The sequence below is a fragment of the Erythrobacter westpacificensis genome (genome assembly GCF_039542285.1).
Lineage (GTDB): Bacteria > Pseudomonadota > Alphaproteobacteria > Sphingomonadales > Sphingomonadaceae > Alteraurantiacibacter > Alteraurantiacibacter westpacificensis.
Map to the genome: position 1 here is coordinate 367,988 of NZ_BAABHV010000010.1, position 23,931 is coordinate 391,918.

22 protein-coding genes are annotated in these 23,931 nt (G+C 65.4%); 10 read left to right on the forward strand and 12 right to left on the reverse strand.

The features are described from left to right. Nucleotides 1-25 precede the first annotated feature (25 nt). The 3 genes from ABFX23_RS09770 to ABFX23_RS09780 are packed head-to-tail and all read left to right on the forward strand — an operon-like array spanning nucleotide 26 to nucleotide 2,318. Nucleotides 26-1,252, forward strand: coding sequence for an MFS transporter (locus ABFX23_RS09770; RefSeq protein WP_346032875.1), 1,227 nt, complete (start codon nucleotides 26-28; stop codon nucleotides 1,250-1,252). After that, a complete protein-coding gene (locus ABFX23_RS09775) occupies nucleotides 1,252-1,695 on the forward strand; it encodes a hypothetical protein (RefSeq protein WP_346032876.1) in 444 nt (147 codons plus the stop codon). Before ABFX23_RS09770 ends, ABFX23_RS09775 begins: the two co-directional genes overlap by 1 nt. Then, entirely contained in the window at nucleotides 1,692-2,318 is a 627-nt protein-coding gene (locus ABFX23_RS09780) for a hypothetical protein (protein ID WP_346032877.1), read from the forward strand. Before ABFX23_RS09775 ends, ABFX23_RS09780 begins: the two co-directional genes overlap by 4 nt. Nucleotides 2,319-2,355: 37 nt before the next feature. On the opposite strand, the gene ABFX23_RS09785 is transcribed toward ABFX23_RS09780, so the two are convergent. From ABFX23_RS09785 to guaA, 3 genes are all read right to left on the reverse strand, one after another. Next, a complete protein-coding gene (locus tag ABFX23_RS09785) occupies nucleotides 2,356-3,513 on the reverse strand; it encodes an alkene reductase (protein WP_346032878.1) in 1,158 nt (385 codons plus the stop codon). Between the two features lie 112 nt (nucleotides 3,514-3,625). Beyond that, entirely contained in the window at nucleotides 3,626-3,991 is a 366-nt protein-coding gene (locus ABFX23_RS09790) for a hypothetical protein (protein ID WP_346032879.1), read from the reverse strand. Between the two features lie 31 nt (nucleotides 3,992-4,022). Beyond that, complete coding sequence (gene guaA / locus ABFX23_RS09795; RefSeq protein ID WP_346032880.1) at nucleotides 4,023-5,597, reverse strand: glutamine-hydrolyzing GMP synthase; 1,575 nt, start codon at nucleotides 5,595-5,597, stop codon at nucleotides 4,023-4,025. A gap of 221 nt (nucleotides 5,598-5,818) precedes the next feature. On the opposite strand from guaA, the gene ABFX23_RS09800 reads away from it, so the two are divergent. From ABFX23_RS09800 to ABFX23_RS09815, 4 genes are all read left to right on the forward strand, one after another. After that, complete coding sequence (locus ABFX23_RS09800; RefSeq protein ID WP_346032881.1) at nucleotides 5,819-6,109, forward strand: hypothetical protein; 291 nt, start codon at nucleotides 5,819-5,821, stop codon at nucleotides 6,107-6,109. Nucleotides 6,110-6,596: 487 nt separating this feature from the next. Further along, nucleotides 6,597-9,143: a DNA topoisomerase (ATP-hydrolyzing) subunit B gene (gene gyrB, locus ABFX23_RS09805; protein WP_346032882.1), complete on the forward strand. Its 2,547-nt coding sequence runs from the start codon at nucleotides 6,597-6,599 to the stop codon at nucleotides 9,141-9,143. Nucleotides 9,144-9,152: 9 nt separating this feature from the next. Further along, entirely contained in the window at nucleotides 9,153-10,238 is a 1,086-nt protein-coding gene (locus tag ABFX23_RS09810) for an AI-2E family transporter (protein ID WP_346032883.1), read from the forward strand. 4 nt (nucleotides 10,239-10,242) lie between these two features. Further along, entirely contained in the window at nucleotides 10,243-10,974 is a 732-nt protein-coding gene (locus ABFX23_RS09815) for a M50 family metallopeptidase (RefSeq protein WP_346032884.1), read from the forward strand. Nucleotides 10,975-10,980: 6 nt separating this feature from the next. Here ABFX23_RS09815 and ABFX23_RS09820 read toward each other — a convergent pair whose 3' ends face one another. From ABFX23_RS09820 to ABFX23_RS09850, 7 genes are read right to left on the reverse strand one after another with little or no spacing between them, the layout of a single operon-like run. Further along, complete coding sequence (locus tag ABFX23_RS09820; RefSeq protein WP_346032885.1) at nucleotides 10,981-12,117, reverse strand: endonuclease/exonuclease/phosphatase family protein; 1,137 nt, start codon at nucleotides 12,115-12,117, stop codon at nucleotides 10,981-10,983. Next, a complete protein-coding gene (locus ABFX23_RS09825; protein WP_346032886.1) occupies nucleotides 12,107-12,916 on the reverse strand; it encodes a DUF1295 domain-containing protein in 810 nt (269 codons plus the stop codon). Before ABFX23_RS09825 ends, ABFX23_RS09820 begins: the two co-directional genes overlap by 11 nt. Then, nucleotides 12,909-13,598 carry a 1-acyl-sn-glycerol-3-phosphate acyltransferase gene (locus tag ABFX23_RS09830; protein ID WP_346032887.1) on the reverse strand — a complete coding sequence of 230 codons (690 nt, stop codon included), beginning with the start codon at nucleotides 13,596-13,598 and terminating at the stop codon, nucleotides 12,909-12,911. The genes ABFX23_RS09825 and ABFX23_RS09830 overlap by 8 nt, the downstream gene beginning before the upstream one ends. A gap of 26 nt (nucleotides 13,599-13,624) precedes the next feature. Next, nucleotides 13,625-14,128, reverse strand: a complete 504-nt coding sequence (locus ABFX23_RS09835) for a hypothetical protein (protein WP_346032888.1) — start codon at nucleotides 14,126-14,128, stop codon at nucleotides 13,625-13,627. Nucleotides 14,129-14,133: 5 nt separating this feature from the next. Further along, the gene (locus tag ABFX23_RS09840; protein WP_346032889.1) at nucleotides 14,134-15,735 is read right to left on the reverse strand and encodes a carboxyl transferase domain-containing protein; all 1,602 of its coding nucleotides are present in this window, start codon (nucleotides 15,733-15,735) and stop codon (nucleotides 14,134-14,136) included. Continuing rightward, nucleotides 15,732-16,751 carry an alpha/beta hydrolase gene (locus ABFX23_RS09845; protein WP_346032890.1) on the reverse strand — a complete coding sequence of 340 codons (1,020 nt, stop codon included), beginning with the start codon at nucleotides 16,749-16,751 and terminating at the stop codon, nucleotides 15,732-15,734. Before ABFX23_RS09845 ends, ABFX23_RS09840 begins: the two co-directional genes overlap by 4 nt. A 20-nt stretch (nucleotides 16,752-16,771) precedes the next feature. Then, nucleotides 16,772-17,935, reverse strand: a complete 1,164-nt coding sequence (locus tag ABFX23_RS09850; RefSeq protein ID WP_346032891.1) for an isovaleryl-CoA dehydrogenase — start codon at nucleotides 17,933-17,935, stop codon at nucleotides 16,772-16,774. A 130-nt stretch (nucleotides 17,936-18,065) separates the two neighbouring features. Between ABFX23_RS09850 and ABFX23_RS09855 the strand changes: the two genes are divergently transcribed. The 3 genes from ABFX23_RS09855 to ABFX23_RS09865 are packed head-to-tail and all read left to right on the forward strand — an operon-like array spanning nucleotide 18,066 to nucleotide 21,910. Beyond that, on the forward strand, nucleotides 18,066-19,580 hold the full coding sequence (locus ABFX23_RS09855) for a sensor histidine kinase (RefSeq protein ID WP_346032892.1): 1,515 nt from the start codon (nucleotides 18,066-18,068) through the stop codon (nucleotides 19,578-19,580). A 12-nt stretch (nucleotides 19,581-19,592) separates the two neighbouring features. Further along, nucleotides 19,593-20,372 (forward strand): ATP-binding cassette domain-containing protein, encoded by a 780-nt coding sequence (locus tag ABFX23_RS09860; protein ID WP_346032893.1) that lies wholly within the window; start codon nucleotides 19,593-19,595, stop codon nucleotides 20,370-20,372. Continuing rightward, complete coding sequence (locus ABFX23_RS09865; protein ID WP_346032894.1) at nucleotides 20,369-21,910, forward strand: ABC transporter permease/substrate-binding protein; 1,542 nt, start codon at nucleotides 20,369-20,371, stop codon at nucleotides 21,908-21,910. The genes ABFX23_RS09860 and ABFX23_RS09865 overlap by 4 nt, the downstream gene beginning before the upstream one ends. Here the strand turns inward: ABFX23_RS09865 and ABFX23_RS09870 are convergent. Next, complete coding sequence (locus ABFX23_RS09870; RefSeq protein WP_346032895.1) at nucleotides 21,907-23,010, reverse strand: class I SAM-dependent methyltransferase; 1,104 nt, start codon at nucleotides 23,008-23,010, stop codon at nucleotides 21,907-21,909. The genes ABFX23_RS09865 and ABFX23_RS09870 overlap by 4 nt on opposite strands. After that, nucleotides 23,007-23,927, reverse strand: coding sequence for a prolipoprotein diacylglyceryl transferase (gene lgt / locus ABFX23_RS09875; RefSeq protein ID WP_346033043.1), 921 nt, complete (start codon nucleotides 23,925-23,927; stop codon nucleotides 23,007-23,009). Before lgt ends, ABFX23_RS09870 begins: the two co-directional genes overlap by 4 nt. Between the last annotated feature and the right edge of the window lie 4 nt (nucleotides 23,928-23,931).

Sequence of the window (23,931 nt, forward strand, 5' to 3'; positions counted from 1 at the left end):
CCTTGCCGCCGGGAGAGGGAAATCAATGAACACCAACAGGGGTTACGAACTGCGCGTCGTGCTGCTGCTCGGCCTTGCATACGGCTTTGCATACTTCGACCGCATGGCGCTGAGCTTCGTCTCGCCCTTCGTGATCGAGGAGCTTGGCCTCAGCAATTTCCAAGTAAGCGCGCTGGGCTCCGGCCTGTCGGCAACGTGGGCACTGGGCGCGCTGGTGTTCGGCCTGTTGAGCGACCGGCTGGGGCGGCGAAAACCCTTCCTGCTGGTGGCCATGGTGGTGTTCTCGCTGTGCTCGATCCTCTCGGGCCTGTCGCAAGGCTTCTGGCAACTTCTCGCCGCGCGCATGGTGATGGGCGCGGCGGAGGGGCCGTTCCTGCCGATCTGCCTTGCCATCATCATCGCCGCCAGCGCGGAGCGGCGGCGCGGCCTCAACGCGGGCATCGTGCAGAACGTGTTCGGCGCGATACTGGGCACGGCCATCGCGCCCGTCGTGCTGGTGTGGATGGCGGAGGAAAACAGCTGGCGCTTCGCCTTCCTGATGGCAGGCGTGCCGGGACTGATCCTCGCCGTGCTGATCTGGCGCTTCATCGACGAGCCGAAGCCTGCGTCCGAGAGCGATGCCCGGCCCGCCACCCTTGGCCTCGCCCTGCTGAAAGAACGCAACATCTGGCTGTGCTCGCTGATTTCCTGCCTGCTGGTGGGCTGGGTGGTGGTCGGCTCGATCTTCTACCCGCTCTACCTCGTCGGCCCGCGCGCGCTGGAGCCGGGAACGATGGCGATGATCATGGCGGCACTCGGCCTGTGCCCAGCCATCGGCGGCGTGCTGGTGACATGGATTTCGGATCGCATCGGCCGCCGTCCGCCACTGATCGGTTTTTCCGTGCTGATGGCGAGCAGCCCGATGGTGATGCTGTGGCTGGATGGACCGCTGCCGCTGTTCACCGCCGCGCTGTTCGTCGGCTGGATCGGCATGGGCGTGTTCCCGCTGTTCATGGGCGTGATCCCCGGCGAATCGCTGGGCCGCGGGCTGGCCGCCACGGCGATGGGGCTGGTGGTCTGCATCGGGGAACTGACGGGCGGCGTCTTCGCCCCGCTGGTGGCCGGGTGGCTGGCCGATGCCTCCGGCCTCGCCCTGCCGATGGTCATCATGATCGCCCTCGCCGGCGCATCGGCGCTGGTTTCGCTGGGACTGAAGGAGACCAACCCCGCGGTGCTGCGCGGGCGCGGCGTCATGGCAGGGGAGTTCGCGTAATGGCGATGCGATACGCGGTCTGGTGGGTGCGGCTGATCTATGCCGCGTGGATGGTGCCTGCGGGGCTCAACCATTTCATCCCCCTCTACCCGCAGCCGGGCGGCGCCAATCCGCTGAGCGACGGGGTGTTCACCGCCCTTCTCGATTCCGGCCTGTTCACGCTGGTGAAGGCCGTGGAACTGGTGGCGGGACTGATGCTGCTGCTGGGCTGGCGTGTGCCGCTGGCGCTGGTGATGGTGCTGCCGGTCAGCTTCACGGTCTGGTACTGGGACACCGAACTGCAGGGCTGGTGGAGCGTCTCGGCGATCTTCGGCTGGGCGATCCTGGGGTGCAACACGTTCCTGCTCTACGCCTATCGCCGCTGCTACGCCCCCATGTGGGCAGACCATGCGGAGCCGCGCTGGCCGCCCGCTCTTTCCGAGCAGCGGGAGGCGCGCGGATGATCCGCCCTGTCGACATGCTGCGCATTGCGCTGGGCGCGATCACGGTGCCCACCGCGCTCGCCTATTTCCTGCCGGACCTGCTACCGTGGGTGCGCACGGCGCAGTGGCAGGGCGCTATGGCGACGCGGCTGATGGGCCAGCTCGATGCCAGCGGGCTGCTGGCGGTGGCGAAGTTCATCCAGCTTGCAGGCGGCATCGCGCTGCTCCTGAACCGTGCCGTGCCCTTCGCGCTGGCGGCGATGGTGGCGGTGAACGTGTGCGGTGCCTTTGTTGCCGCGCTCATCGATGGCGGCGTGCTGCTGTCGCTGCTCGCGCCTGCCGTCCTGGCGCTGAACGTCGTCCTGATGCTGGCCTACCTGCCCGCCTATCGCGGCGTGCTGGCCTTGCGTGCTTTGGCCGATGGCGAAAGCGCGCAACCGGGCGAGAATTACGAAAGCCTGTTCGTGATCCCGCTCTCGCGCGCGAGCCGCAAGGCCTGCCTGATCGCGGCCCTGCCCCTGATCGGCGCGGCGTGGTTCTTCTGGCAGGTCGTGCCGGGTCTCAACAGCCTGACCGGGCTTATCGTGCTGGTGCTGCCTGCGCTCGCGCTGCTGGCGAATTTCGGCCGCGCGCGCGGCCGTTGAGGGGAAGGGGCCACGCACGTGCGCGGCCCCTTCGCCATCACTTCAGTTTCAGCGGATCGTCGACCTGGATGAGGCTGGGGTAGTCGACATAGCCATGAGCGCCGCCGCCGTAGAAGGTGTCGCCATCGGCCTCGTTGTAGGGTCCACCTTCGGCGATGCGGGCGGGCAGGTCCGGGTTGGCGATGAACAGGCGACCGAAGGCCACCGCATCGGCCCAGCCTTCGTTGATCCACTTCACGGCATCCTCGGGCGAGAGGTTGCCGTTCACCACGAAGGTGCTGTCGAAGGCATCGCCCATGGCCTGCACGATCTTGTCACCTTCGGACCGTTCACCGTCCGCGCCGCCGTGGTCGGTCGCGCGCACCACGTGCAGGTAGGCGAGGCCGCGCCCGGCCAGCACGGCGGCAGCGGCGGGGTAGGTTTCCTCGGGATGGGCATCGGCGCTGCCGCCCGCGCCGCCGATCGGCGTCAGGCGCACGCCCACGCGGTTTGCGGGCAGGACTTCGGTGAGCGCGTCCACCACTTCGCCTAGCAGGCGCGCGCGGTTTTCCAGGCTGCCGCCGTACCTGTCCGTGCGCTGGTTCACGCCGCTGCGCAGGAACTGGTCGATCAGGTAGCCATTGGCGGCGTGCAGTTCCACGCCGTCGAACCCGGCACGCACGGCCATGCGCGCGGCGTTGCGATAGTCATCGAGCAGCGCGGGGATCTCGCCCTCGCGCAAGGCGCGGGCCTGCTGGTGCGGCACCATCGGGCCATCGGGGTGATAGTCGCCCACGAAGGCATCGCCTTCGGGCGTCCATTCGCTGGAGGAAACGGGCGCACCGCCGTCGGGCTGGAAAACCGGGTGGCTCACCGCGCCCACGTGCCACAACTGCGCGAAGATGCGTCCGCCGGCGTTGTGCACGGCATCGGTCACCAGCTTCCAGCTATCGGCCTGCTCCTCGGTGTAGATGCCGGGCGTCCAGGCATAGCCCTGCCCCTGCTGGCTGATCTGCGTCGCTTCGGAAACGATCAGCCCCGCGCCGGCGCGCTGCGCATAGTAGAGCGCGTGCAACGGCGTTTGCAGGTGTCCGTCCTTCTCGGACCGGGCGCGGGTGAGCGGCGCCATGAACACGCGGTTGGCGGCGACGATGTCGCCCACTTCGATGCTGTCGAGCAACGCGGAATTATCGGGCTTGGGGTCATGCAGGGACATTCGGGGGGATCCTTCGCAATGGGGGTTTGACGATTGAACCGCCAAGGTCGGAAGCGGTTTCCCGCCTTGCGAGGTAGCGTTTCTTTAGCCCGGTCCAGATTCCGTATCGCGGTCAGGCGCGCGCGGTGGCGAATCGCCCCGCCAGCAACGCGCCCGTCGCCCCGCCGGCCAGTTTCAGGCCGTGGTTCACCCATGCCATCAGCGGGAACTCCATCTCGCCTGCGAGCAGGGTGGGCATCGAGATCGCGTAGTAGAACAGCGTGCCGACGATCCCCACGGCAACACCGATGACAAGGCGCTGCGCCTGCGCCGGTCGCGCGGCCCAGAAGCCGCCGAGGGCGAACAGGATGAAAGCGACGGCCAGTCCCTCCGGCTTGTAGCCGACAAGGTCCGTGGTGCTGAGAAAATAGACGTAGAGCGCGTAGAGCAATTCCACGCCGATCCCGGCTACAACGATCCGCTTCCGGTACTGCCCCATCAGTCCCTCCCTGACTGGTGGGAGTGTCAGGTCACTCCCACTCAATGGTCCCCGGCGGCTTCGAGGTATAGTCGTAAACCACCCGGTTGATGCCCTGCACTTCGTTCACGATACGCGTGGCAACGCCCGTCAGGAAGCCTGCATCGAAGGGATAGACGTCCGCCGTCATACCGTCGGTGCTGGTCACGGCGCGAAGGCCGCAGACACTGTCGTAGGTTCGCCCGTCGCCCATCACGCCCACGGTCTTCACCGGCAGCAACACGGCAAAGGCCTGCCAGATTGCGTCGTAGAGGCCCGCGTTGCGGATTTCCTCGAGGTAGATGGCGTCGGCCTTGCGCAGGATGTCGCAGCGCTCCTTGGTCACTTCGCCGGGTATGCGGATGGCAAGGCCGGGTCCGGGGAACGGATGGCGGCCCACGAACATGTCTGGCAGGCCCAGTTCGCGGCCCAGTTCGCGCACCTCGTCCTTGAACAGTTCGCGTAAGGGTTCCACCAACTTCATGTTCATGCGTTCGGGCAGACCGCCCACGTTGTGGTGGCTCTTGATCGTCACGCTCGGCCCGCCGGTGAAACTGACGCTCTCGATCACGTCGGGATAGAGCGTGCCCTGCGCCAGGAAATCGGCCCCGCCGATCTTCTGTGCCTCGGCCTCGAACACGTTGATGAATTCCGCGCCGATGAACTTGCGCTTCTTTTCGGGGTCGGTGACGCCTGCGAGGCCCGCCATGAAGCGTTCTTCCGCATCCACCACCACCAGCGGAATGTTGTAGTGGTCGCGGAACATGGTCTCCACCTGCTGCCGCTCGTTAAGGCGCAGCAGGCCGTGGTCGACGAAGACGCAGGTCAACTGGTCGCCGATGGCCTCGTGGATCAGGATCGCGGCGACGGAACTATCGACGCCGCCGGACAGGCCGCAGATCACTTTGCCATCGCCCACCTGTTCACGGATTTCGGCGATCTTCGTCTCGCGGTAGGCGGCCATGGTCCAGTCACCCGCCAGCCCGCACACGTGCCGCACGAAGTTCGCCAGCAGGCGCGCGCCGTCGGGTGTGTGATAGACTTCGGGGTGGAACTGCGTGCCGTAATACTTGCGCTTCTCGTCCGCGATGACGGCGAAGGGCGCGCCATCGGAAGTGGCGACGATCTCGAACCCGTCGGCAAAGCGCGTCACCTTGTCGCCGTGGCTCATCCACACCTGGTGCCGCTCGCCCACTTTCCAGAGGCCGTCGAACAGCGCGCATTCCTCGGTCACGGTGAGGAAGGCGCGCCCGAATTCGCCGCCGTCTCCGGTTTCGTGGCCGGGGCGCACTTCGCCGCCCAGTTGCGTGGTCATCACCTGCTGGCCGTAGCAGATGCCGAGGATCGGCAGGCCGGAATCGAACAGCACCTGCGGCGCGCGAGGGGATCCTTCCTCGTACACGCTGGCGGGACTGCCCGACAGGATGATGCCCTTGGGGTTCATCCGGTTGAACGCCTCTTCGGCCAAGGAGAACGGAGCGATTTCGGAATAGACGCCGGCTTCGCGCACGCGGCGCGCGATCAACTGCGTTACCTGGCTGCCGAAATCGACGATGAGGATGGAATCGGGGATGAGATCTGCCTGCATGGCAGCGCTCTGCCCAAAGGCTGTCGCCGTGTCCAGCACGAGGGGGCGGGTTTCCCGTCGAGGAACCCCGGCTTCTTGTATGCGAAGCCTTCAACGTTGCGAAAAGCGCACGAGGCGTCGATCTTTTCGCACTTGCACAATTTATGCTGCAACTGCACACATGCCGGCGGAAGTCGAGGATAGCCTGAGCGTAGTCTCACCTAGCCCAAGGAGTTCACCCGATGAAAAAACTTCTCACTTCTGCCTTCTGCCTCGCGATCATGGCCGCGACCCCGGCCTATGCCCAGTCCGCTTTCGTGTTCGTCATTGGCGACGCGCCGAGCGCCGAACAGGAGCGCGAGACGAGCGCCCCTACGCAGGAAGCCCTTGTCGAACGCGCCATCGAGCAGGCCTGCGCCCGCCCGCCCCTCCAGGCCGTGAAGATGCAGATGATGTATCGCGAATGCATCGCCGAACTGCGTGCCGAACTGGCTTCCGGCAGCGAAAACAGCACCCGCCTCGCCGCGCGCTGAGGGGCCCCAACCGATCGTCCGATCCTTCGTGTGCTGATTTGAAAAATATGCAACACTTGTCGAATATTTCGCATTTGCAATATATTCGACAAGTCGCCATTTGCGCTTGCGCCGGCGGCGGGACCTTGCGGAGTCGCGCCGCCAGACACTCACGAAAACAGGACGATGTAACAATGCGCCAGTTCGCACCGAATATCCTTGCATCGCTCGCAGCGATCACCGTCAGCACGACCCTGCTGATGGGCATTCTCTAAGAGCGATACGCAACAGTTCCCTTAGGCCCGGAGGCTTCCTCTCCCCCTCCCCCCTGTCTTCGGGCTGACATATGGCCACCCCTTCGCGGGGGTGGCCATTCTTGTATCTGGCGACCGGGGGAAGGACCGGCGGAAAAGCCGATTCCGGGCGTTAACCCGATAAGGCGTGGAAAAGCGCCGTGCACAGGCCCTCCAGCCTTCCGAACGGGGTACGCAGTGCCTATATGATCGGCATGGAAAATACGCCCGAAAACACACCCGAAACCACTCCCGAAAAGAAGCGCCAGAACGGCGAATACAGTTCCGACAGCATCAAGGTGCTGAAGGGGCTGGATGCCGTGCGCAAGCGGCCCGGCATGTACATCGGCGACACCGACGACGGTTCGGGCCTGCACCACATGGTTTTCGAGGTATCCGATAACGCCATCGACGAGGCACTGGCCGGGCATTGCGACCTCGTGCTGATCGAGCTGAACCCTGATGGCAGCGTGTCGGTGGAAGACAACGGCCGCGGCATTCCGGTGGACATTCACAAGGAAGAAGGCGTGTCGGCGGCAGAAGTCATCATGACGCAGCTGCACGCGGGCGGGAAGTTCGAGAACACCAGCGACGACAACGCCTACAAGGTCTCGGGCGGCCTGCACGGCGTGGGCGTTTCCGTGGTGAACGCGCTTTCCGAATGGCTGGAGTTGCGCGTGTGGCGCAATGGCAAGGAACACTGGATGCGGTTCGAGCACGGCGATGCCGTCGAATCGCTGCGCGTCGTGGGCGACGCGCCGCCGGTGGAAAGCAATGGCGACGACGACGGCCTGAAGAAGGGCACCCGCGTCACTTTCAAGGCCAGCGAGGAGACGTTCAAGAACGTTACCGAGTTCGATTTCGACAAGCTGGAGCACCGCTACCGCGAACTCGCCTTCCTCAATTCCGGCGTGCGCATCCTGCTGCGCGATCGCCGTCACGAGGAAGTGGAGGAGCACGACCTGTTCTACGAAGGCGGCATCGCGGCTTTCGTGAAGTGGCTGGACCGGAACAAGGCCCCGCTGGTGCCCGAGCCCATCTCGGTTTCCGCGGAGAAGGACGGCATCGGCATCGACGTGGCGCTGGAATGGAACGATTCCTACTACGAGAACGTGCTGTGCTTCACCAACAACATCCCGCAGCGCGACGGCGGCACCCACCTCGCCGCCTTCCGTGCAGCCCTCACCCGCACGCTCAACAACTACGCCAATGCCGCGGGCCTCTTGAAGAACGCCAAGGTCTCGCTTTCGGGCGAGGACATGCGCGAAGGGCTTACCGCCATCGTTTCCGTCAAGCTGCCCGATCCCAAGTTCGGTTCGCAGACGAAGGACAAGCTGGTCAGCTCCGAAGTGCGCCAGCCGCTCGAATCCCTGATGGGCGAGAAGATGGGCGAGTGGCTGGAGGAGAACCCGAACGAGGCGAAGGCCATCGTCCAGAAGATCATCGATGCCGCAGCCGCGCGTGAAGCCGCGCGCAAGGCCCGCGAAATGAGCCGCAAGGGGGCCATGAGCGTCGCCAGCCTGCCCGGCAAGCTGTCCGACTGCCGGGAGCGCGATCCGGCCAAGTCCGAAATCTTCCTGGTCGAGGGTGATTCGGCAGGCGGTAGTGCCAAGAGCGGGCGCGATTCCAAGTACCAGGCGATCCTGCCGCTGAAGGGCAAGATCCTGAACGTGGAGCGCGCCCGGTTCGACCGGATCATCTCGTCCAAGGAAGTCGGCACGCTGATCCAGGCGATGGGCACGGGCCTGCGTGACGAGTTCAATCTCGAGAAGCTGCGCTATCACAAGATCGTGATCATGACCGACGCCGACGTCGACGGCGCGCACATCCGCACGCTGCTGCTGACTTTCTTCCATCGCCAGATGCCCGAGATCATCAAGGCCGGGCACCTGTTCATCGCCCAGCCGCCGCTGTTCAAGGTCGCCAAGGGCAAGAGCGAGGTCTACCTGAAGGACCAGGGCGCGCTGGACCGCTACCTGGTCGAAGCGGGCCTGCAGGACCGGGTGCTGGAAACGCACGAAGGCGCCCGTTCGGGCGCGGACCTAGCCGATCTGGTCGACAAGGCGCTGCAACTGAAAAACCTGCTCGCCTTCGCCCCGCGCAAGTACGAAAGCTTCGTGATCGAGGCGATGGCCATGGCCGGCGCGCTGGAGCCGGGCCTGACCCCCGCCCAGCGAGACGAACGGCTTGTCCATGCCGCGGGCCAGATCCAGCTGAGCGATCCCGAGGCAGAATGGTCGGCGCGCACCACCGAGACCGGCGACGTGCGCTTCGACCGGCTGTGGCGGGGCGTGACCGACGTTCACCTGATCGAGGAGAAGTTCCTCGACAGCGCGGAGGCGCGCAAGCTGCACACGCGCGGCGTGGCGCAGGCAGATACCTATGCCAAGCCCGCCCGCCTCGTGAAGGCCGGCAGCGCGGAGCCGCAACCGGTGGACGAGAACGCAGAGGAAACCGATGCGGATACCCCGGCCTTCGATCCCGACACGGCCATCACCCGTCCCTCGCAATTGCTCGATGCGGTGCTGACCGCCGGGCGCAAGGGCCTTTCGGTCAGCCGCTACAAGGGTCTTGGCGAAATGAACGCCGAGCAGTTGTGGGAGACCACGCTGGACCCGGAAAACCGCGAACTGTTGCAGGTGAAGGTGGAGGACGCCGACGTGACGGACGAAATCTTCACCCGCCTGATGGGCGACGTGGTGGAACCGCGCCGCGAGTTCATCCAGGACAACGCCCTGAACGTCGCCAACCTCGACATCTAGGGCGCGTCGATGAGCGGGCAGCACAAGTCGGGAGCGGTGGAGAACGGCGGTTTCCTCGTCTTCCTCGCGCTGGTCTCGCTGGTGCTGCTCTACATCGTCTGGCCCTTCGTCGCCCCGCTTTTGTGGGCGACGCTGGCGGCGATCATGTTCCAGCCGATGTACCAGTGGTTTCGCGCGCGGCTGGGCGGCAGCAACCGCGCGGCCATAGCCACCCTGCTGGTGATTACCGTCGCCATCATCATCCCTGCCTTCTTCATAGGCGCCGTGGTAGTGGAACAGGCAACGGCGGTGGTCATCGCCTTTCGCGAGGGACGAATAGACCTCGCAGCGCTTTTCGAAACGGTGCATGCCGCCCTGCCCGAGGCCATCCGCCAGAACCTCGACGCGTCGGGTTTCGGCACGCCGGAAATGGTGCAGCAACGTGCACAGGACCTGGCGTTGGAAAGCTCCGGCCTGATCGCGCAGCAGGCGGTGGCCATCACCGGCAGCGCACTGGGCTTCGTGCTCGCTTTCGGCATCGGCCTTTACGTCGCCTATTTCCTGTTGCGTGACGGCAGGGACGTTGGCCGACAGGTGATCGCCCACCTGCCGCTGGCGAGCGACGTGGCATACGAACTTGCCGAGCGTTTCCTCGCCATCGTGCGCGCGACGATCAAGGGCTCGGTCGTGGTCGGCCTGGTGCAGGGCGCGCTGGGCTCGCTCACCTACTGGATTGCGGGCGTGCCCAACATCGTCCTGCTGGGCCTCCTGACCGCGTTGTTTTCGCTGGTTCCGGCCATCGGCCCTGCCGTGGTGTGGGCCCCGGTCGCGCTGTACCTGCTGGCCGTGGGCGAGATCTGGCAGGGCGTCGTCGTGCTGGTATCGGGCTTCGCGGTGATCGGCATGGCGGACAACGTGCTGCGCCCGATCCTGGTGGGCCGCGATACCGGCATTCCCGACTGGATCATCCTTGTCACCACGCTGGGCGGGATAGCCGCCATGGGCCTGTCCGGCATCGTCGTCGGCCCTCTGGTGGCCGGCCTGTTCCTTGCCGCGTGGGGCGTGCTGGCCCAGCAGCGCGGCGTCGCCCGGCCTGCGACGGCGGGGGCGCAGTAAGGCGATGGCATGGGGAGGCGTGCGGCCGGGTAGCCAGGAAGAACAGGTGGGCCGCCTGATCCTGGCGGGCGTGCTGGTGATGTTCCTGCCCGCGCTGCCTTTCGGCAACTATCTCATCTGGCCCTTCGTCATCCTCACCACCTGGTTCCATGAAATGGGCCACGGCCTCACCGCCATTCTGACGGGCAACGCGTTCGACGAACTGGTGATCTACGCCAACGGCTCGGGCTATGCCTCTTCCCGCACGGCGATGGACGGCGGCGGGGTGTCGCGCGCACTGATCGCCATGGGCGGCCCGCTGGGGCCAAGCGTGATGGGCGCCTTGCTGATCCTGGCCAGCGCCGCGCGCAAGCACTGGAAGCCCGCGCTCGTCCTGCTGGCGGGCGCACTCGTGCTTTCCACCGTGATCTGGGTCCGCAGCGTCGTGGGCGTGGTGGTCCTGCCACTGATCGGCGCCGCGCTCGGGCTGCTGGCCTGGAAAGGGAAGCGCGGGCTGCAACTGTTCGCGCTACAGTTCCTCGGCGTGCTGGCCGCCCTCTCCATGTTCAACGACATGGACTACCTGTTCTCCGAAAGCGCGGTGATCGGCGGGCAGGTGATGCTGTCGGACACCGGCGCGATCGAGGCGGAGCTGCTGCTGCCGCACTGGATCTGGGCATCACTCATCATCGTGCTCTCGGGCCTGATGATCGGCTGGAGCCTGAAATACGCCCTCAACCATGAAGGCCATCGATAGACCGGGTCAGTCGTCCGGAACCGTGGCCGTCAGGTTGTCGGCCTCGAACCCCTCGCCGCCTTTCGATGCATCCTCCAGTTCCTCGCGCGCATCCTCCACGGCTTCACGGGTAAGGTCCGGCGCCTCCTGCTGCGGGGCGAATTCGCCGGGCGAGAGGCACAGCTCCACTTCCAGCGGGTAATGGTCGGAACCGACGTCCGGTCCTTTCGCGAACCGCAGCACGCCGAAGTCGTCGGTGTGGAAGACATGATCCAGAGGCCAGCGCATCAGCGGGTTCGTGGCATCGAACGTGGCATTGAACCCGCGCCCGCGCCGGGGATCGACCAGCTGTCCGATCCGCTGGAAGGTTTCCGTGACGCTGGACCAGCCGACATCGTTGAAATCGCCCACCACCAGCGTGGGCCTGCCGGATTCGCGCACGAGATCGGCCAGCAACACCAGTTCGGCGTCGCGCTGCCCGCTGTCCTGGCCGGGGCGCGGCGGGCGCGGGTGGACGGCAAACAGCGTCATCACCCCGCCATCGGCACGGGTAAGGCGCGCCTTGATCGAGGGCGTGCCCCCGCCCGCCAGTTCGTTCCGCTCCACCTCGGCAAACGGCAGGCGGGACCACAACGCCATGCCATAGGTGTTGGGCTGCGGGATCTTCATCGAATGGGGATAGTCCGCGTCCAGCGCGGCGGATAGCGCATCGGTCCACGCCGCATCGTTCTCCATGGCGAGGAACACGTCCGGGTTCTCTTCGCGCACATAGGCGATGGCGCGGTCGAAATCGCGGTTCGACTGGAGCACGTTGAGGCTGGCGACATGCAGCCGGTCGGCCGGTTCGCAGCTATCCGCGCTCACGGCCTGCTGCGGCATGAATCCGAAATAGGGCACCACCTGCCACAACTGCACCGCCAGCGCGGCCACGCCCAGCGGCAGCCACAGCCACAAGCGGCGCGAGCGGGTGAAGAGCAGGAGGGCGAGAGCGATCGCCAGCACCATGGCGAACTGCAGTCGGGGGAAGTCGAACACCCTGATCCACCAGGCATCCGCCGCCACAAGGCTGACCGCGGTAAAAAGCGCCAGCACGATGACGAGAAAACGGGCGATACGGGCGCTCCAGCCCCTCACGCCGCTGCCTTGCTCGCTTCTAACCACCATGCTGTTCCTTTAGCTTCGGCGGCGCTGGAATGAACGCCGATGTCCGTTCCGCGTAACGGGCGAAGTCCTCACCATACTTGTCGCGCATGGCATCCTCCGTCATCCCCGCGCCCGACCACTTCACCAGGGTGAAGGTAAGGAACAGCGGACCCGGCAGCGTCCAGATCACCGCGCCGGGGGCGATGGACAGGGCGACGATGAATATGCCCCACCAAACGCAGGCATCCCCGAAGTAGTTCGGGTGGCGGGTGTAACGCCACAACCCCTCGTCCATCACCTTGCCCTCGTTCGAGGGGTCCGCCTTGAAGCGGGCGAGTTGCCAGTCTCCCACCCATTCGAAGAACAGGCCCACCGCGTAAAGGGCAATGCCCGGCCACCCCAAGAGCGGCAGGTACTGCCCCTCCCAGGCAGCAAGGATGCCCACCTGGGCAGGGCTGCTCACCAGCATGATGAGCGCGGCCTGTAGCAGGAACACCTTCTTCAGAGCCGCCACCGCATAGGCCATGCCGGCATCGGGCGATGGCAGCATCGTGCGATAACGCGCATCCTCGCCGTTGCGGTTGAAGCGTCGCAGCAGGTGCACGCCAAGCCGGACGCCCCAGATCACCACCATCAGCATCAGCACCAGGTGCGCCTCTCCGCTCTCGGCAGAGAGAAAGCTGAGCAGGGCGAGCGCTGCGATGGTCAGTCCCCAGAGGCCGTCGACGAAACTGACCTTTCCGATGATGGCCGAAGCAATCCAGGCCGCCAGCATGAAGACGAGGAGCACCAGGCCGTTCTGCAGCAGGGTATCAAGCATCGGGCGGACCTTTCGGCTGATCGGAAGGCGGGTCTGGAGGCGGGGCCAGCATGTCCGGCTCCACCGGCTTTGCGGGCGTCGCCACCTCGCCCTTCGCCTGTTCGGCCAGCACTTCGAAACGTTCGCAATCCGGCAATTTGACGCGATAGAACTCCGCAATCCTCGCAAGGTCCGCATGAAAATCGCCCGAGGGCATGATCGCCTCGCCAAAGCCTGCGCGCCCGGTTTCCTCGTCCACCCAGGCAGGCACAATCGGCACGCCCGCACCGCTGGCGATATGGTAGAACCCGCTGCGCCAGCGGCCATCCGATGTGCGCGATCCCTCGGGCGCGATCACCAGCGCGATCCGGTCCGCCGCATTCACCTGGTCCACCACCGCATCCACGTAACCGCGCGGGGAGGAGCGGTTAATCGGCATCCCGCCCATGTCATACATGAACCGCGTCATCGGCCATTTGAACAGCGTGTGCTTGCCGATGAAGCGCGGGGAAATGCCCACTTCCTGCACCGCGCCCGCGAAGTAGATGAAATCCCAGTTCGAGGTATGCGGCGCGCCGACGAGGATGAACTTGTCGAGCCTGGGCGGATGGTTCTCCAGCCTGTAGCCCTTTCCGCGATAGAGCCAGAGCAGCAGCCGCCAGACGATACGCGACAGAAGCGTTGGCTGAGAATGCTTCAACATTTAAAGCCGCAATTTATCAAAAGAGGTCATTCCTCGTCGATCGAACTTATTCTTCGTCGAGCCTTCAGTTTTCTCGCAAGTTGGATTTGTGAGACCGTCACCTTGAGAATAAAGATAACAAAATAAATGCCAATCAAGGTCAGTGTGAAGATTATGGCATAAACTAGAGCTTCATTGAGTTCACCAAACCTGAAGTCCATCGCCGCTAGAAAATTAAACAACGACCAGATCAAGATGCAATATAGGAATATCATTCCTAAAAACAGCTGTATGCCAATGAGCCTTAATAAACTTTGCGCTTGACCTCTTCTTTTATCCAAGAATACCCTAGATCCTAAAGCAGTCTTTATTCGTCTCACCTGGAGCCGTCGGCGCACGCTCATTCTGGCAGTTCTTTCTACCTCGCGTGCTATCGCGAAAAAGAGCCGTAATATGAAATACAGGATTGGAATAGCCGCAAGTATTAGGCCCACTACGACTGCATACGGACTTTGCCCTATTTCGACAATCAGTTGGTCTGCTTCCGCCATCTCTATCACATCCTGAACACGCCGAACTGCGGACGCTCGGGTATCGGCGCTTCTAGGCAGGCCGCGAGGCTGAGGCCCAGCACGTCGCGCGTCTGCACCGGGTCGATCACGCCGTCGTCCCACAGGCGGGCGGTGGCGTAGTAGGGATTGCCTTCGTCCTCGTACTTCTGGCGGATCGGGGCCTTGAATTCCTCGGCTTCCTCCTCGCTCCACGTGTCGGCATCGCGGTGGACCGTGGCGAGCACGCTCGCGGCCTGTTCGCCGCCCATCACCGAGATGCGCGCGTTGGGCCAGGTGAACAGGAAGCGCGGGGAATAGGCCCGCCCGCACATGCCGTAGTTGCCCGCGCCGAAGCTGCCGCCGATCACCACCGTGATCTTGGGCACCTGCGCCGTGGCCACCGCCGTCACCAGTTTCGCGCCGTGCTTGGCGATGCCTTCCGCCTCGTACTTGCCGCCGACCATGAAGCCCGAGATGTTCTGCAGGAACAGCAGCGGAATGCCGCGCTGGCAGGCGAGTTCGATGAAGTGCGCGCCCTTCTGCGCGCTTTCCGAAAACAGCACGCCGTTATTGGCAAGGATCGCCACCGGCATCCCCCACACGTGGGCGAAACCGCACACCAGCGTGGAGCCGTAGTCGCGCTTGAACTCGTGAAACTCGCTGCCGTCGACGATGCGGGCGATGACTTCGTGCACGTCGTAGGGCGCGCGCACGTCCTCGGGGATGATCGAGTAGAGATCCTGCGCATCGAACTTCGGCGCGCGCGGTTCCTGCACGTCCAGCTTTGCCGGATCGCTGCGGCCGAGGTGCGACACGATATCGCGCACGATGGTGAGCGCGTGCTCGTCGTTCTCGGCGAGATGATCGACCACGCCGGATTTCTTGGCATGCAGCGCCCCGCCGCCAAGGTCCTCGGCGCTGATTTCCTCGCCCGTCGCGGCTTTCACCAGCGGCGGCCCGGCAAGGAAGATCGTCCCCTGCTCGCGCACGATCACGCTCTCGTCGCTCATGGCGGGCACGTATGCGCCGCCCGCGGTGCAGCTTCCCATCACGCAGGCAATCTGCGGGATGCCCTTCGCGCTCATATTCGCCTGGTTGTAGAAGATACGCCCGAAGTGATCGCGATCGGGGAAGACTTCCGCCTGGAACGGCAGGTTGGCCCCGCCGCTGTCGACCAGGTAGATGCACGGCAGGCGGTTCGCCTCGGCAATCTCCTGCGCGCGAAGGTGCTTCTTCACAGTCATCGGGTAGTAGCTGCCGCCCTTCACCGTGGGATCGTTGCAGGCGATCATCACCTGCCGGCCCGACACGCGGCCGATGCCTGCAATCATCGATGCACCGTTCACGTCGCCGCCGTACATCCCGTTCGCCGCAAGCTGGCCGATCTCGAGGAACGGCGAGCCGGGATCGAGCAGCCGCTCCACCCGCTCGCGCGGCAGCAGCTTGCCACGCGCGACGTGCCGCTCCCGGTGCTTCTCGGAGCCACCCAGCGCCGCCTCGGCCACGTGCGCGCGAAGCTCCTCGGCCAGCGCGCGGTTGTGCGCCGCGCGGGCCTTTGCCTCCGGGCTGTCGGTGTCGAGGGTGGAGGTGAGGGTGGGTGCGGTCATTCGGTTTCCAACTGGAGATGCTGGGCGAAGAACGGCAGCACTTCGGTGCGCAGCCGTTCACGGATGCGGTTGCCATGGTCGCCTTCGTAGAGTTCGAAATCGTAGTCGACGCCGAAGCGGTCGAGCTCGCTGCGGAACAGGGCGTTGGGTTCCAGCAGGAAGTCCTCGTCGCCGATGTCCATTGCAAAGCCTTCAAGGCCGTTCAGTTCGGGCAGGAACTGTGGCAGCAGGACGACGGGCGAATTGGCGGCGATGCGGTAGTTCGCCAGCGGGTCGATCGTGCCGTCCTCGCGCACGCCGGTATCGACTTTCAGGAAGCCCTCGTCCGTGGGATCGGGCGACCACGTGGCTAGGGTGGAAATGGCACCCAGCGCGAAGAACTCTTCGAACGGCAGGTCGTCCTCGTCCATGTTCTCGATGTTGCGGGCCTGTTCTTCCGTCAGCACCATCGGTTGCAGGCAGCAGGCGCTCATCATGTAGATGCTGGAGAAGATGCCGGGCTGGTGCATGGCGATGCGGATGGTGCCGTATCCGCCCATGGAGTGCCCCGCCAGGCCGCGCGCGGCGGGCTCTGCAATGGTGCGGTAATTGGCATCGACCCAGTTCACCAGGTCCTCGGCCACCATATTCTCGTAGTCGCCCACGGTCGGGCCGGAGGAATAGAAGCCGCCGCGCAGCTTGGAGAAGCCATCGGGCATGACCATGATGAAATCGTGGCCGTTCTCGCTGGCGGCCTGCACCGCCTCGTCAAGCCGGAAGCCTTCCTGCTGCGCGCCTGCGGGCATCCAGTATCCGTGCAGGAAGTAGACCACCGGGTAACGCTTGTCCGGGTTCTCGTCATAGCCGGGAGGGGTGACGACGAAGGCCGTGCGTTCCACCGGGTTGCCCTCGAGGTTGCCCGCAAGCGAAGGCGCTTCGAATGTCAGCTCGGCAACGCGCGCGCTTTCCTGCGCGGCGGCTGGTGCGGCGACAAGAAGTGCAGCGGCGGTGATGGCTTTGGCGGTGGTTGTCAGCAAGTTGTCTCTCCCCTGTTTCCTTACTTCGCGCCGATCAGCTCCCTCCCGATCAGCATCCGCCTGATTTCGTTCGTGCCGGCGCCAATGTCCAGCAGCTTCGCATCGCGCAGGTAGCGTTCCACCGGCCAGTCCGTGGTGTAGCCCGCACCGCCCAGCGCCTGCACCGCCTCGCCCGCCACGCGGAAGGCGTTCTCCGATGCCAGCAGGATCGTGCCCGCAGCGTCGAAGCGGGTCGTCTTGTCGTTGTCGCAGGCTTTCGCCACGGCATAGGTATAGGCGCGCGCCGATTGCAGCGCGACGTACATGTCGGCCACCTTGGCCTGGATCAGCTGGAAATCGCCGATACGCTTGCCGAACTGGTTGCGCTCGCGAACGTAAGGAATGACGGTGTCGAGGCAGGCCTGCATGATGCCAAGCTGCACGCCCGACAGCACGACGCGCTCGTAATCCAGACCGCTCATCAGCACGGCCGCGCCCTTGCCCACTTCGCCCAGCACGTTCTCTTCCGGCACGTGGCAATTGTCGAACACCAGTTCGCTGGTGGGGCTGCCCTTCATACCCATCTTCTCGATCTTCTGACCGACGGAGAAACCGTCCATGTCCTTCTCGATCAGGAAGGCCGTGATGCCCTTGCTGCCGGCCTCGGGGTCGGTCTTGGCATAGACCACCAGCGTCTCGGCATAGTGGCCGTTAGTGATCCAGAACTTGGTGCCGTTCAGCAGGTAGCCGCCCTGAACCGCGTCGGCCTTGAGCTTCATCGAGACGACGTCGGACCCGGCGGCCGTCTCGCTCATGGCGAGGCTGCCGACATGCTCGCCCGAGATCAGGCCGGGCAAATACTTCGCCTTCTGCTTCGCATTGCCCCAGCGCGCGATCTGGTTGACGCACAGGTTGGAATGCGCGCCGTAGCTGAGGCCGACAGAGGCGCTGGCGCGGCTCACTTCCTCCACCGCGATGGTGTGTTCGAGGTAGCCGAGGCCAGTGCCGCCGTCTTCCTCGCTCACCGTCATGCCGTGCAGGCCCAGTTCGCCCATTTCCGGCCACAGCTCTATCGGGAATTCGTCCTTCGCGTCGATCTGAGCCGCCATCGGCGCGATACGCTCGTCGGCAAAGCGGGCGACGGTCTCGCGGATCATCAGGGCTTCTTCGGTCAGGCCGAAATCGAAATCGGGGGTGGCGCGCATGGGTGGTCTGCTCCTCTAGTCGGTTTCGCCAATAGCAAGCGGGGGCTGTCTGGCAAACAGGTTGCAATGGAAACTTGCTGTCTCGGCTAGGATTCTGGCCGTTGCCCAGCTACATGGACCTTGTATGGCATTGGACGATCCTATCTTGCAGCCATCGGCAATGCCCGAACCGGCCAGCGAATTCATCGACGAGGCTCGTCGCCTCAGCGTCGTCGAGAGCTTCAACGCGGATATGCTGGAAGGCGATCCCGAACTGAAGGCGATCGTCGATTTCGCGGCCAGGCTGTGCAATGCGCCCGTCTCGGTCGTCACGCTGCTGGAAGAGGAGCGCCAGCGTTTCCTCGCCAAACAGGGGCTGGCGGACAGCAGTACGCCGCGCGAAGCCGCCTTCTGCAACTATACCCTTGGCAGTTCGGAACTGCTCGAAGTGGCCAATGCCGAAGCCGATCCGCGCTTTGCCGAAAACCCGCTCGTCACCGGCGCCCCGGAGATCCGCTATTACGCCGGGCATCCGCTGGTGTCGAAGGAAGGCGCGTCGCTCGGCACGCTGTGCGTGATCGACACGAGGCCCCACCCCGAACCGCTCAATGATTTCCAGCGTGAAGGGCTGGCCGTGCTGGCGCAGGCTGCCGTGCGGCGGCTGGAAGCGCGCCGGTCCGCGGTAGAGGCAGAACAGATCATCGCCGAGCGCGAGCGGCGCCTGCTGCGCATGATCGAAGGTGTGCCGCAGATCGCATGGTCTGCCGATAACGTCGGCAATTTCGACTATTTCAACAAGCGCTGGACGCAGGTGACAGGCGCCCCGCCGCCCAAGACGGCAGAGGACTGGCGCCCGTTCATCCATCCCGAGGATGCCGATCACGCCTTTGGCGAATGGGCGACCAGCTTTGCAGAGAACAAGGCCTTCGATGCCGAATTCCGCCTGAAGCGGGCCGATGGCTCGTGGAAATGGGTGCTCGCACTCGCCGTGCCCGTGGCGGAGGACGAGGGCGCGCTGCGGCGCTGGTTCGGCACCCTGACCGACATCGACGAGGTACGCGCCGCGCTGGAAGAGCGCGACTTGCTGGCGAACGAGCTTTCGCACCGGATCAAGAACATCTTTGCCGTCGTCACCGGCCTTGCCACCCTGAAAGCGCGCAAGTCGCCCGAGCACGAGCCGTTTGCGCAGGAACTGACCAAGGTGCTTCGGGCACTGGGCCGCGCACACGAATTCGTGCGCCCTGGCGACGGGGTGCGGCAGGACAGCTTGCAGGGAATGCTGGAGGCGCTGTTCGCGCCCTATACGGACGCCGATGACAAGCCGCGCGTCCACGTGGCCGGGATCGACGCGACGATCGGCCAGCGCGCCGCCACCCCGCTGGCGCTGGTGTTCCACGAACTCGCCACCAATTCGGCCAAGTACGGCGCGCTCTCCACCGATACCGGCCATGTCGACCTGGTGGTGGAGGATGCGGGCGATGCCATCCAGCTGTGCTGGACCGAGCACGGCGGACCGCCCGCGAAGGAAAGCGGCGAAGTCGGCTTCGGGTCGCGCCTCGTGGAAATGAGTATCACCGGCCAGTTGCAGGGCAAGTGGGAACGCCGCTTCGGGGATGACGGGCTGGTGGCCGACATCACCATGGCGAAAACCGCGCTGGCCGCCTGAATGGGCGCCTGAATGGACCCCGCCCCGCCCGCTTTCCTGCGTTTCGACGCCGTGGGCAAACTATACGATGATGTTCACGCGGTGCGCGACGTCTCTCTCGATATCGCGCGCGGGGAATTCGTGGCGCTGGTGGGCGCATCCGGATCGGGCAAGTCCACGCTCCTGAAATGCATCAACCGGCTGGTGGAGCCGACCAGCGGCCGCGTGCTGCTGGACGGGGAAGACGTACTGGCAGGCCCGCCTGCGCCCCTTCGCCGCCGCATCGGATACGTGTTCCAGGGAATCGGCCTGTTCCCGCACATGAGCGTCGCCGAAAACATTGCGCTCACCCCGCGGCTGGAAGGCGAACGCCTGTCCGAGGCGCGCATTGCCGAACTGCTGGACCTCGTCGAGCTGGACCCCACGATGGCCACGCGCCTGCCTGCCAAACTTTCGGGCGGCCAGCGCCAGCGCGTAGGCGTGGCGCGGGCGCTGGCAGGCGAATCGCACCTGTTGCTGATGGACGAACCGTTCGGCGCGCTTGACCCGATCACGCGCGGCCAGCTTGGCGAACGCGTGCGCCGTCTGCACGACGAGCTGGATCTCACAACCGTCATGGTAACGCACGACATGGCCGAGGCCCTGCTGCTCGCTACCCGCGTGCTCGTGATGGATTCAGGCCGGATCGTGGCGGACGAGACGCCCGCAGCCCTGCTTGCAGGCGCTGGCGGCGACATTGCGCAGGCGCTGGTGGACGTGCCGCGGGCGCAGGCGCGGCAACTGGCCAAAACCTCTGAAGGCATCGGCGAGTGAGCGCGCTCCTCGATGCGATCCTGGACCTCGGCCCGCAACTGGCGGAGCACGTCCTGCTGTGCGCCGCCGCCGTGGCGCTGGGAATTGCCGTGGCGCTGCCGCTCGCCGTCTGGGCCAGCCGCTCGCCGCCGGTGGCGCGCGTGGCGCTGGGATTCGCCAGCCTCGTGCAGACCATTCCCGCGCTCGCCTTGCTGGCGCTGTTCTTCCCCATCCTGCTCGCCGCGCGCAGCATATTCGGCGAGGACTTGCCGACGCTGGGCTTCCTGCCCGCGTGGCTGGCGCTGGCGCTTTACGCCTTGCTGCCGATCCTGCGAAATGCCGTCACCGCGCTCGCCAATCTCGACGACGAGCTGATCGAGGCAGCCGAGGGCCTTGGCATGACCGGCTGGCAGAAGCTGCGGCTGGTCGAGGCGCCGCTTGCCGCACCCTACGTGATGGCGGGCATTCGCACCGCCAGCGTGTGGACCATCGGCGCGGCGACGCTTGCCACCACCATCGGCCAGCGCAGCCTGGGCGATCCGATCTTTGCCGGGCTGCAAACGCAGAACTGGGTGCTGGTGCTGGCCGGGTGCTTCGCCAGCGCGGGGCTGGCGCTGGTGGCGGACGCGCTGTTCGGCCTTGTCGAGCGCGGCTTTGCGAAACGTCGCCCGGCGCTCGTCATTATCGGCGCATTGCTGGCGCTGGCGGGCATCGCGGGCGCGGCGGTGTCGCTGGTCGACTGGCGCGGCGAGGTGCGCGAGACCGTGGTGATCGGGGCCAAGAGCTTTTCCGAGCAATACATCCTTGGCCGCGCCATCGGCACGCTGCTGGAAGATGCGGGCTTCGCCGTCGAATACCGCGAGGGGCTTGGCTCCGCCGTGGTGCACAACGCCGTTGCCAGCAGCGCGATCGACGTGTCGGTGGACTATACCGGCACCCTCTGGGCGAACGAGCTTGGCCGGTCCGACAATCCGGGCCGCGATGCGATGTACGATGAAATCGTCGATTGGGAGCGGGAGAATACGGGCGTCGCCGTACTGGGGCGGCTGGGGTTCGAGAACGCCTATGGCCTCGCGGTGACGCAGGAAACGGCGGAGCGGTATGGCCTTGAGACCATCGCCGATCTTGCCGCCGTCGCCCCGCAGCTGACCATCGGCGGCGATCCCGAATGGTTCGAACGGCCGGAATGGGCGGCCGTGCGCGATGCCTATGGCCTGCGCTTCGGCGAGCAGCGCACCTATTCGCCCACCTTCATGTACAACGCGCTGATTTCCGGCGAGGCCGACGTCATCAGCGCCTACACCTCTGACGGGCGCATCGCGGCGGAGAACCTCGTGGTGTTGGAAGACCCGCGCGAGGCGCTGCCCAGCTACGATGCCATCGTCCTTGCCTCCCCGCGCATGGCCGACGATGCGGCGCTGGCAGAAGCGCTCCGGCCGCTGCTGGGCGCGGTGGACGTGGCGACGATGCGGCAGGCAAATTACGCGGTGGACCGGCAAGACGACAAGTGGCCGCCCGAACGCGCCGCACAGTGGCTGCTGGAGCAGATAGCCCCTTAGCCCTCCGCAAATCCCGCACCGTCCGGCCAGTCGGGTCCGGCAAGGCCCATCACCTTGAACAGGTCGCCCATCTGGTCCGGCTTCACCAGCCGGTCTCGCGCGCGCATCAGGGCGTCACGATGCTGCGGGGCGACGTTCGCCAGCGCCTCCGCCCGCTGGTTGATGCCCAGCCGCGTCAGCCACTCACCCTGCGTCACCGTGCCCAGGACGCGCGCCTCGCGGGAACGGGCGACCTGCGCCATCTGCGCGAAATCGACATGGGCGGTGATGTCCGCATCGCCCGGCGCATCGAACACGCCGATCTTCCGGTGGTCCTTCAGCGCCTGCAGGGTCGAGCCGCTGCGACCGTGGGTATAGCCATAGTCGATGAACAGCGCGGCACCGCCCTGGCGGGCGAGGCGGCCTGCCACTTCGAACATCACCGTGGCGCTGGCAGGCGAGGTCTCTATCACGGTGCCGGGGGGATCGTCGCGCCGCGCTTCGGGCACGGCGGAATCCATCGGCTGGCGGCCGGGTGTTTCGACGAACTTCCCCAGCCCGTCCACGCCCACCATGATCTCGCGCCAGCCGTCCACGGTCTTCACCAGCTGGCGTACCGGCAGGGCATCGAGAAACTCGTTGGCGACCAGCAGGATCGTCCCCTCCATCGGCACGGTCGACAGGTCTCGGTGCTGGATCGCGTCGGGCACGCTGGCCAGTTGCGCATCGCGCATCCGGGCCGAAGTCTCCACGAGGTGCATCTTCGGCGTCAGGCCGTGGTGTTTCATCGCGCGCTGCGCATCGCGGGCCAGCGTGCCCCGGCCCGGTCCCAGCTCGACGTAATGCACAGGCTCCTTGCGCCCGGCGCGGACCCACATGTCCGCCAGCCACAGGCCCACCAGTTCGCCGAACATCTGGCTGATCTCGGGCGCCGTGATGAAGTCGCCGCCCGCGCTTCCGCCCCCACCACTTCCGGGCCCGATCACGCGCTTCTCGGCGTAATAGCGCATGTTCGATTCGGCCATGAAATGCATCAGGCTGATCGGCCCGGTGGCGGATATCAGGCGGCGGAAAGTATCGCCAAGGTCGCGCCTGGCGTCCTCGTCACGCAGGTCGTTCAAGAGGCCTCCGCCTGTTTCCTGCCTCCGCTCGCCAGCGGGGCGCGGGTGAGCGACCACACCACCAGCCCGATCCCGACGAGGATCAGCGGGATGGTGAGCCACTGGCCCATCGACAGCCCCGTCTCTGCCGCGAATTCCTGCAACTGCGCATCGGGCTCGCGGTAGAATTCCACCACGAAGCGGGCGATCGAGATCACGGTCGTGAACACGCCCACAAGCATCGCCGGGCGATAGCGCGCGCGGGTGAGCCAGAACAGGCAAAGCATGATGACCACCACGATCAGCCCTTCGCCAAGCGCCTGGTAAAGCTGGCTGGGGTGGCGGGGGATGAAGCTCGACAGGCACTCGCCCGAAGGGCCGCGCCCGCGGTCACAAAAGGTCATCGCCCAGGGCACGCCTTCGCCGGCGGGGCGTCCCCACAGCTCACCGTTGATGAAATTGGCCAGGCGGCCGAACATCATGCCGAAGCCCACGTTCACGGAAATATAGTCCGCCACCCGGATGAACGGCAGGCCGCCGCGCCAGCTGACATAGGCAATCGCCGCCACCACGCCCACCAGGCCGCCGTGGAAGCTCATGCCGCCGTCCCACAGGCGCAGCACTTTCCAGCTGACGAAGCCGTCGCCGGAAAAATCGGTCCAGTGGCCGGGTTCGTAGAAGGTGACGTAGCCCAGCCGTCCACCGATGATGATGCCCAGCGTGCAGTAGAAGAACAGGTCGTCCACGTGCACCTGCGCCATCGGCGCGCCGGGCGCCTTCACCATCTTGGACAAGTGCCAGTAGCCAAGGATGATGCCCGCAAGGTAGGCGAGCGAATAGTATTTCAGCTCGAAGAAGCCGAGGTCGATACCGGTGCGCAGCCCCAGGTCGCTCCACCGGGTGACTTCGCCGCCCGCTGCTGCCAGAACATCTACGATCACG

Excerpts from the sequence above, each read along its gene's own strand:
- ABFX23_RS09770 (WP_346032875.1), top strand. The coding sequence starts at position 26 with ATGAACACCAACAGGGGTTACGAACTGCGCGTCGTGCTGCTGCTCGGC.
- ABFX23_RS09775 (WP_346032876.1), top strand. The coding sequence starts at position 1,252 with ATGGCGATGCGATACGCGGTCTGGTGGGTGCGGCTGATCTATGCCGCG.
- ABFX23_RS09780 (WP_346032877.1), top strand. The coding sequence starts at position 1,692 with ATGATCCGCCCTGTCGACATGCTGCGCATTGCGCTGGGCGCGATCACG.
- ABFX23_RS09785 (WP_346032878.1), bottom strand. The coding sequence starts at position 3,513 with ATGTCCCTGCATGACCCCAAGCCCGATAATTCCGCGTTGCTCGACAGC.
- ABFX23_RS09790 (WP_346032879.1), bottom strand. The coding sequence starts at position 3,991 with ATGGGGCAGTACCGGAAGCGGATCGTTGTAGCCGGGATCGGCGTGGAA.
- guaA (WP_346032880.1), bottom strand. The coding sequence starts at position 5,597 with ATGCAGGCAGATCTCATCCCCGATTCCATCCTCATCGTCGATTTCGGC.
- ABFX23_RS09800 (WP_346032881.1), top strand. The coding sequence starts at position 5,819 with ATGAAAAAACTTCTCACTTCTGCCTTCTGCCTCGCGATCATGGCCGCG.
- gyrB (WP_346032882.1), top strand. The coding sequence starts at position 6,597 with ATGGAAAATACGCCCGAAAACACACCCGAAACCACTCCCGAAAAGAAG.
- ABFX23_RS09810 (WP_346032883.1), top strand. The coding sequence starts at position 9,153 with ATGAGCGGGCAGCACAAGTCGGGAGCGGTGGAGAACGGCGGTTTCCTC.
- ABFX23_RS09815 (WP_346032884.1), top strand. The coding sequence starts at position 10,243 with ATGGCATGGGGAGGCGTGCGGCCGGGTAGCCAGGAAGAACAGGTGGGC.
- ABFX23_RS09820 (WP_346032885.1), bottom strand. The coding sequence starts at position 12,117 with ATGGTGGTTAGAAGCGAGCAAGGCAGCGGCGTGAGGGGCTGGAGCGCC.
- ABFX23_RS09825 (WP_346032886.1), bottom strand. The coding sequence starts at position 12,916 with ATGCTTGATACCCTGCTGCAGAACGGCCTGGTGCTCCTCGTCTTCATG.
- ABFX23_RS09830 (WP_346032887.1), bottom strand. The coding sequence starts at position 13,598 with ATGTTGAAGCATTCTCAGCCAACGCTTCTGTCGCGTATCGTCTGGCGG.
- ABFX23_RS09835 (WP_346032888.1), bottom strand. The coding sequence starts at position 14,128 with ATGGCGGAAGCAGACCAACTGATTGTCGAAATAGGGCAAAGTCCGTAT.
- ABFX23_RS09840 (WP_346032889.1), bottom strand. The coding sequence starts at position 15,735 with ATGACCGCACCCACCCTCACCTCCACCCTCGACACCGACAGCCCGGAG.
- ABFX23_RS09850 (WP_346032891.1), bottom strand. The coding sequence starts at position 17,935 with ATGCGCGCCACCCCCGATTTCGATTTCGGCCTGACCGAAGAAGCCCTG.
- ABFX23_RS09860 (WP_346032893.1), top strand. The coding sequence starts at position 19,593 with ATGGACCCCGCCCCGCCCGCTTTCCTGCGTTTCGACGCCGTGGGCAAA.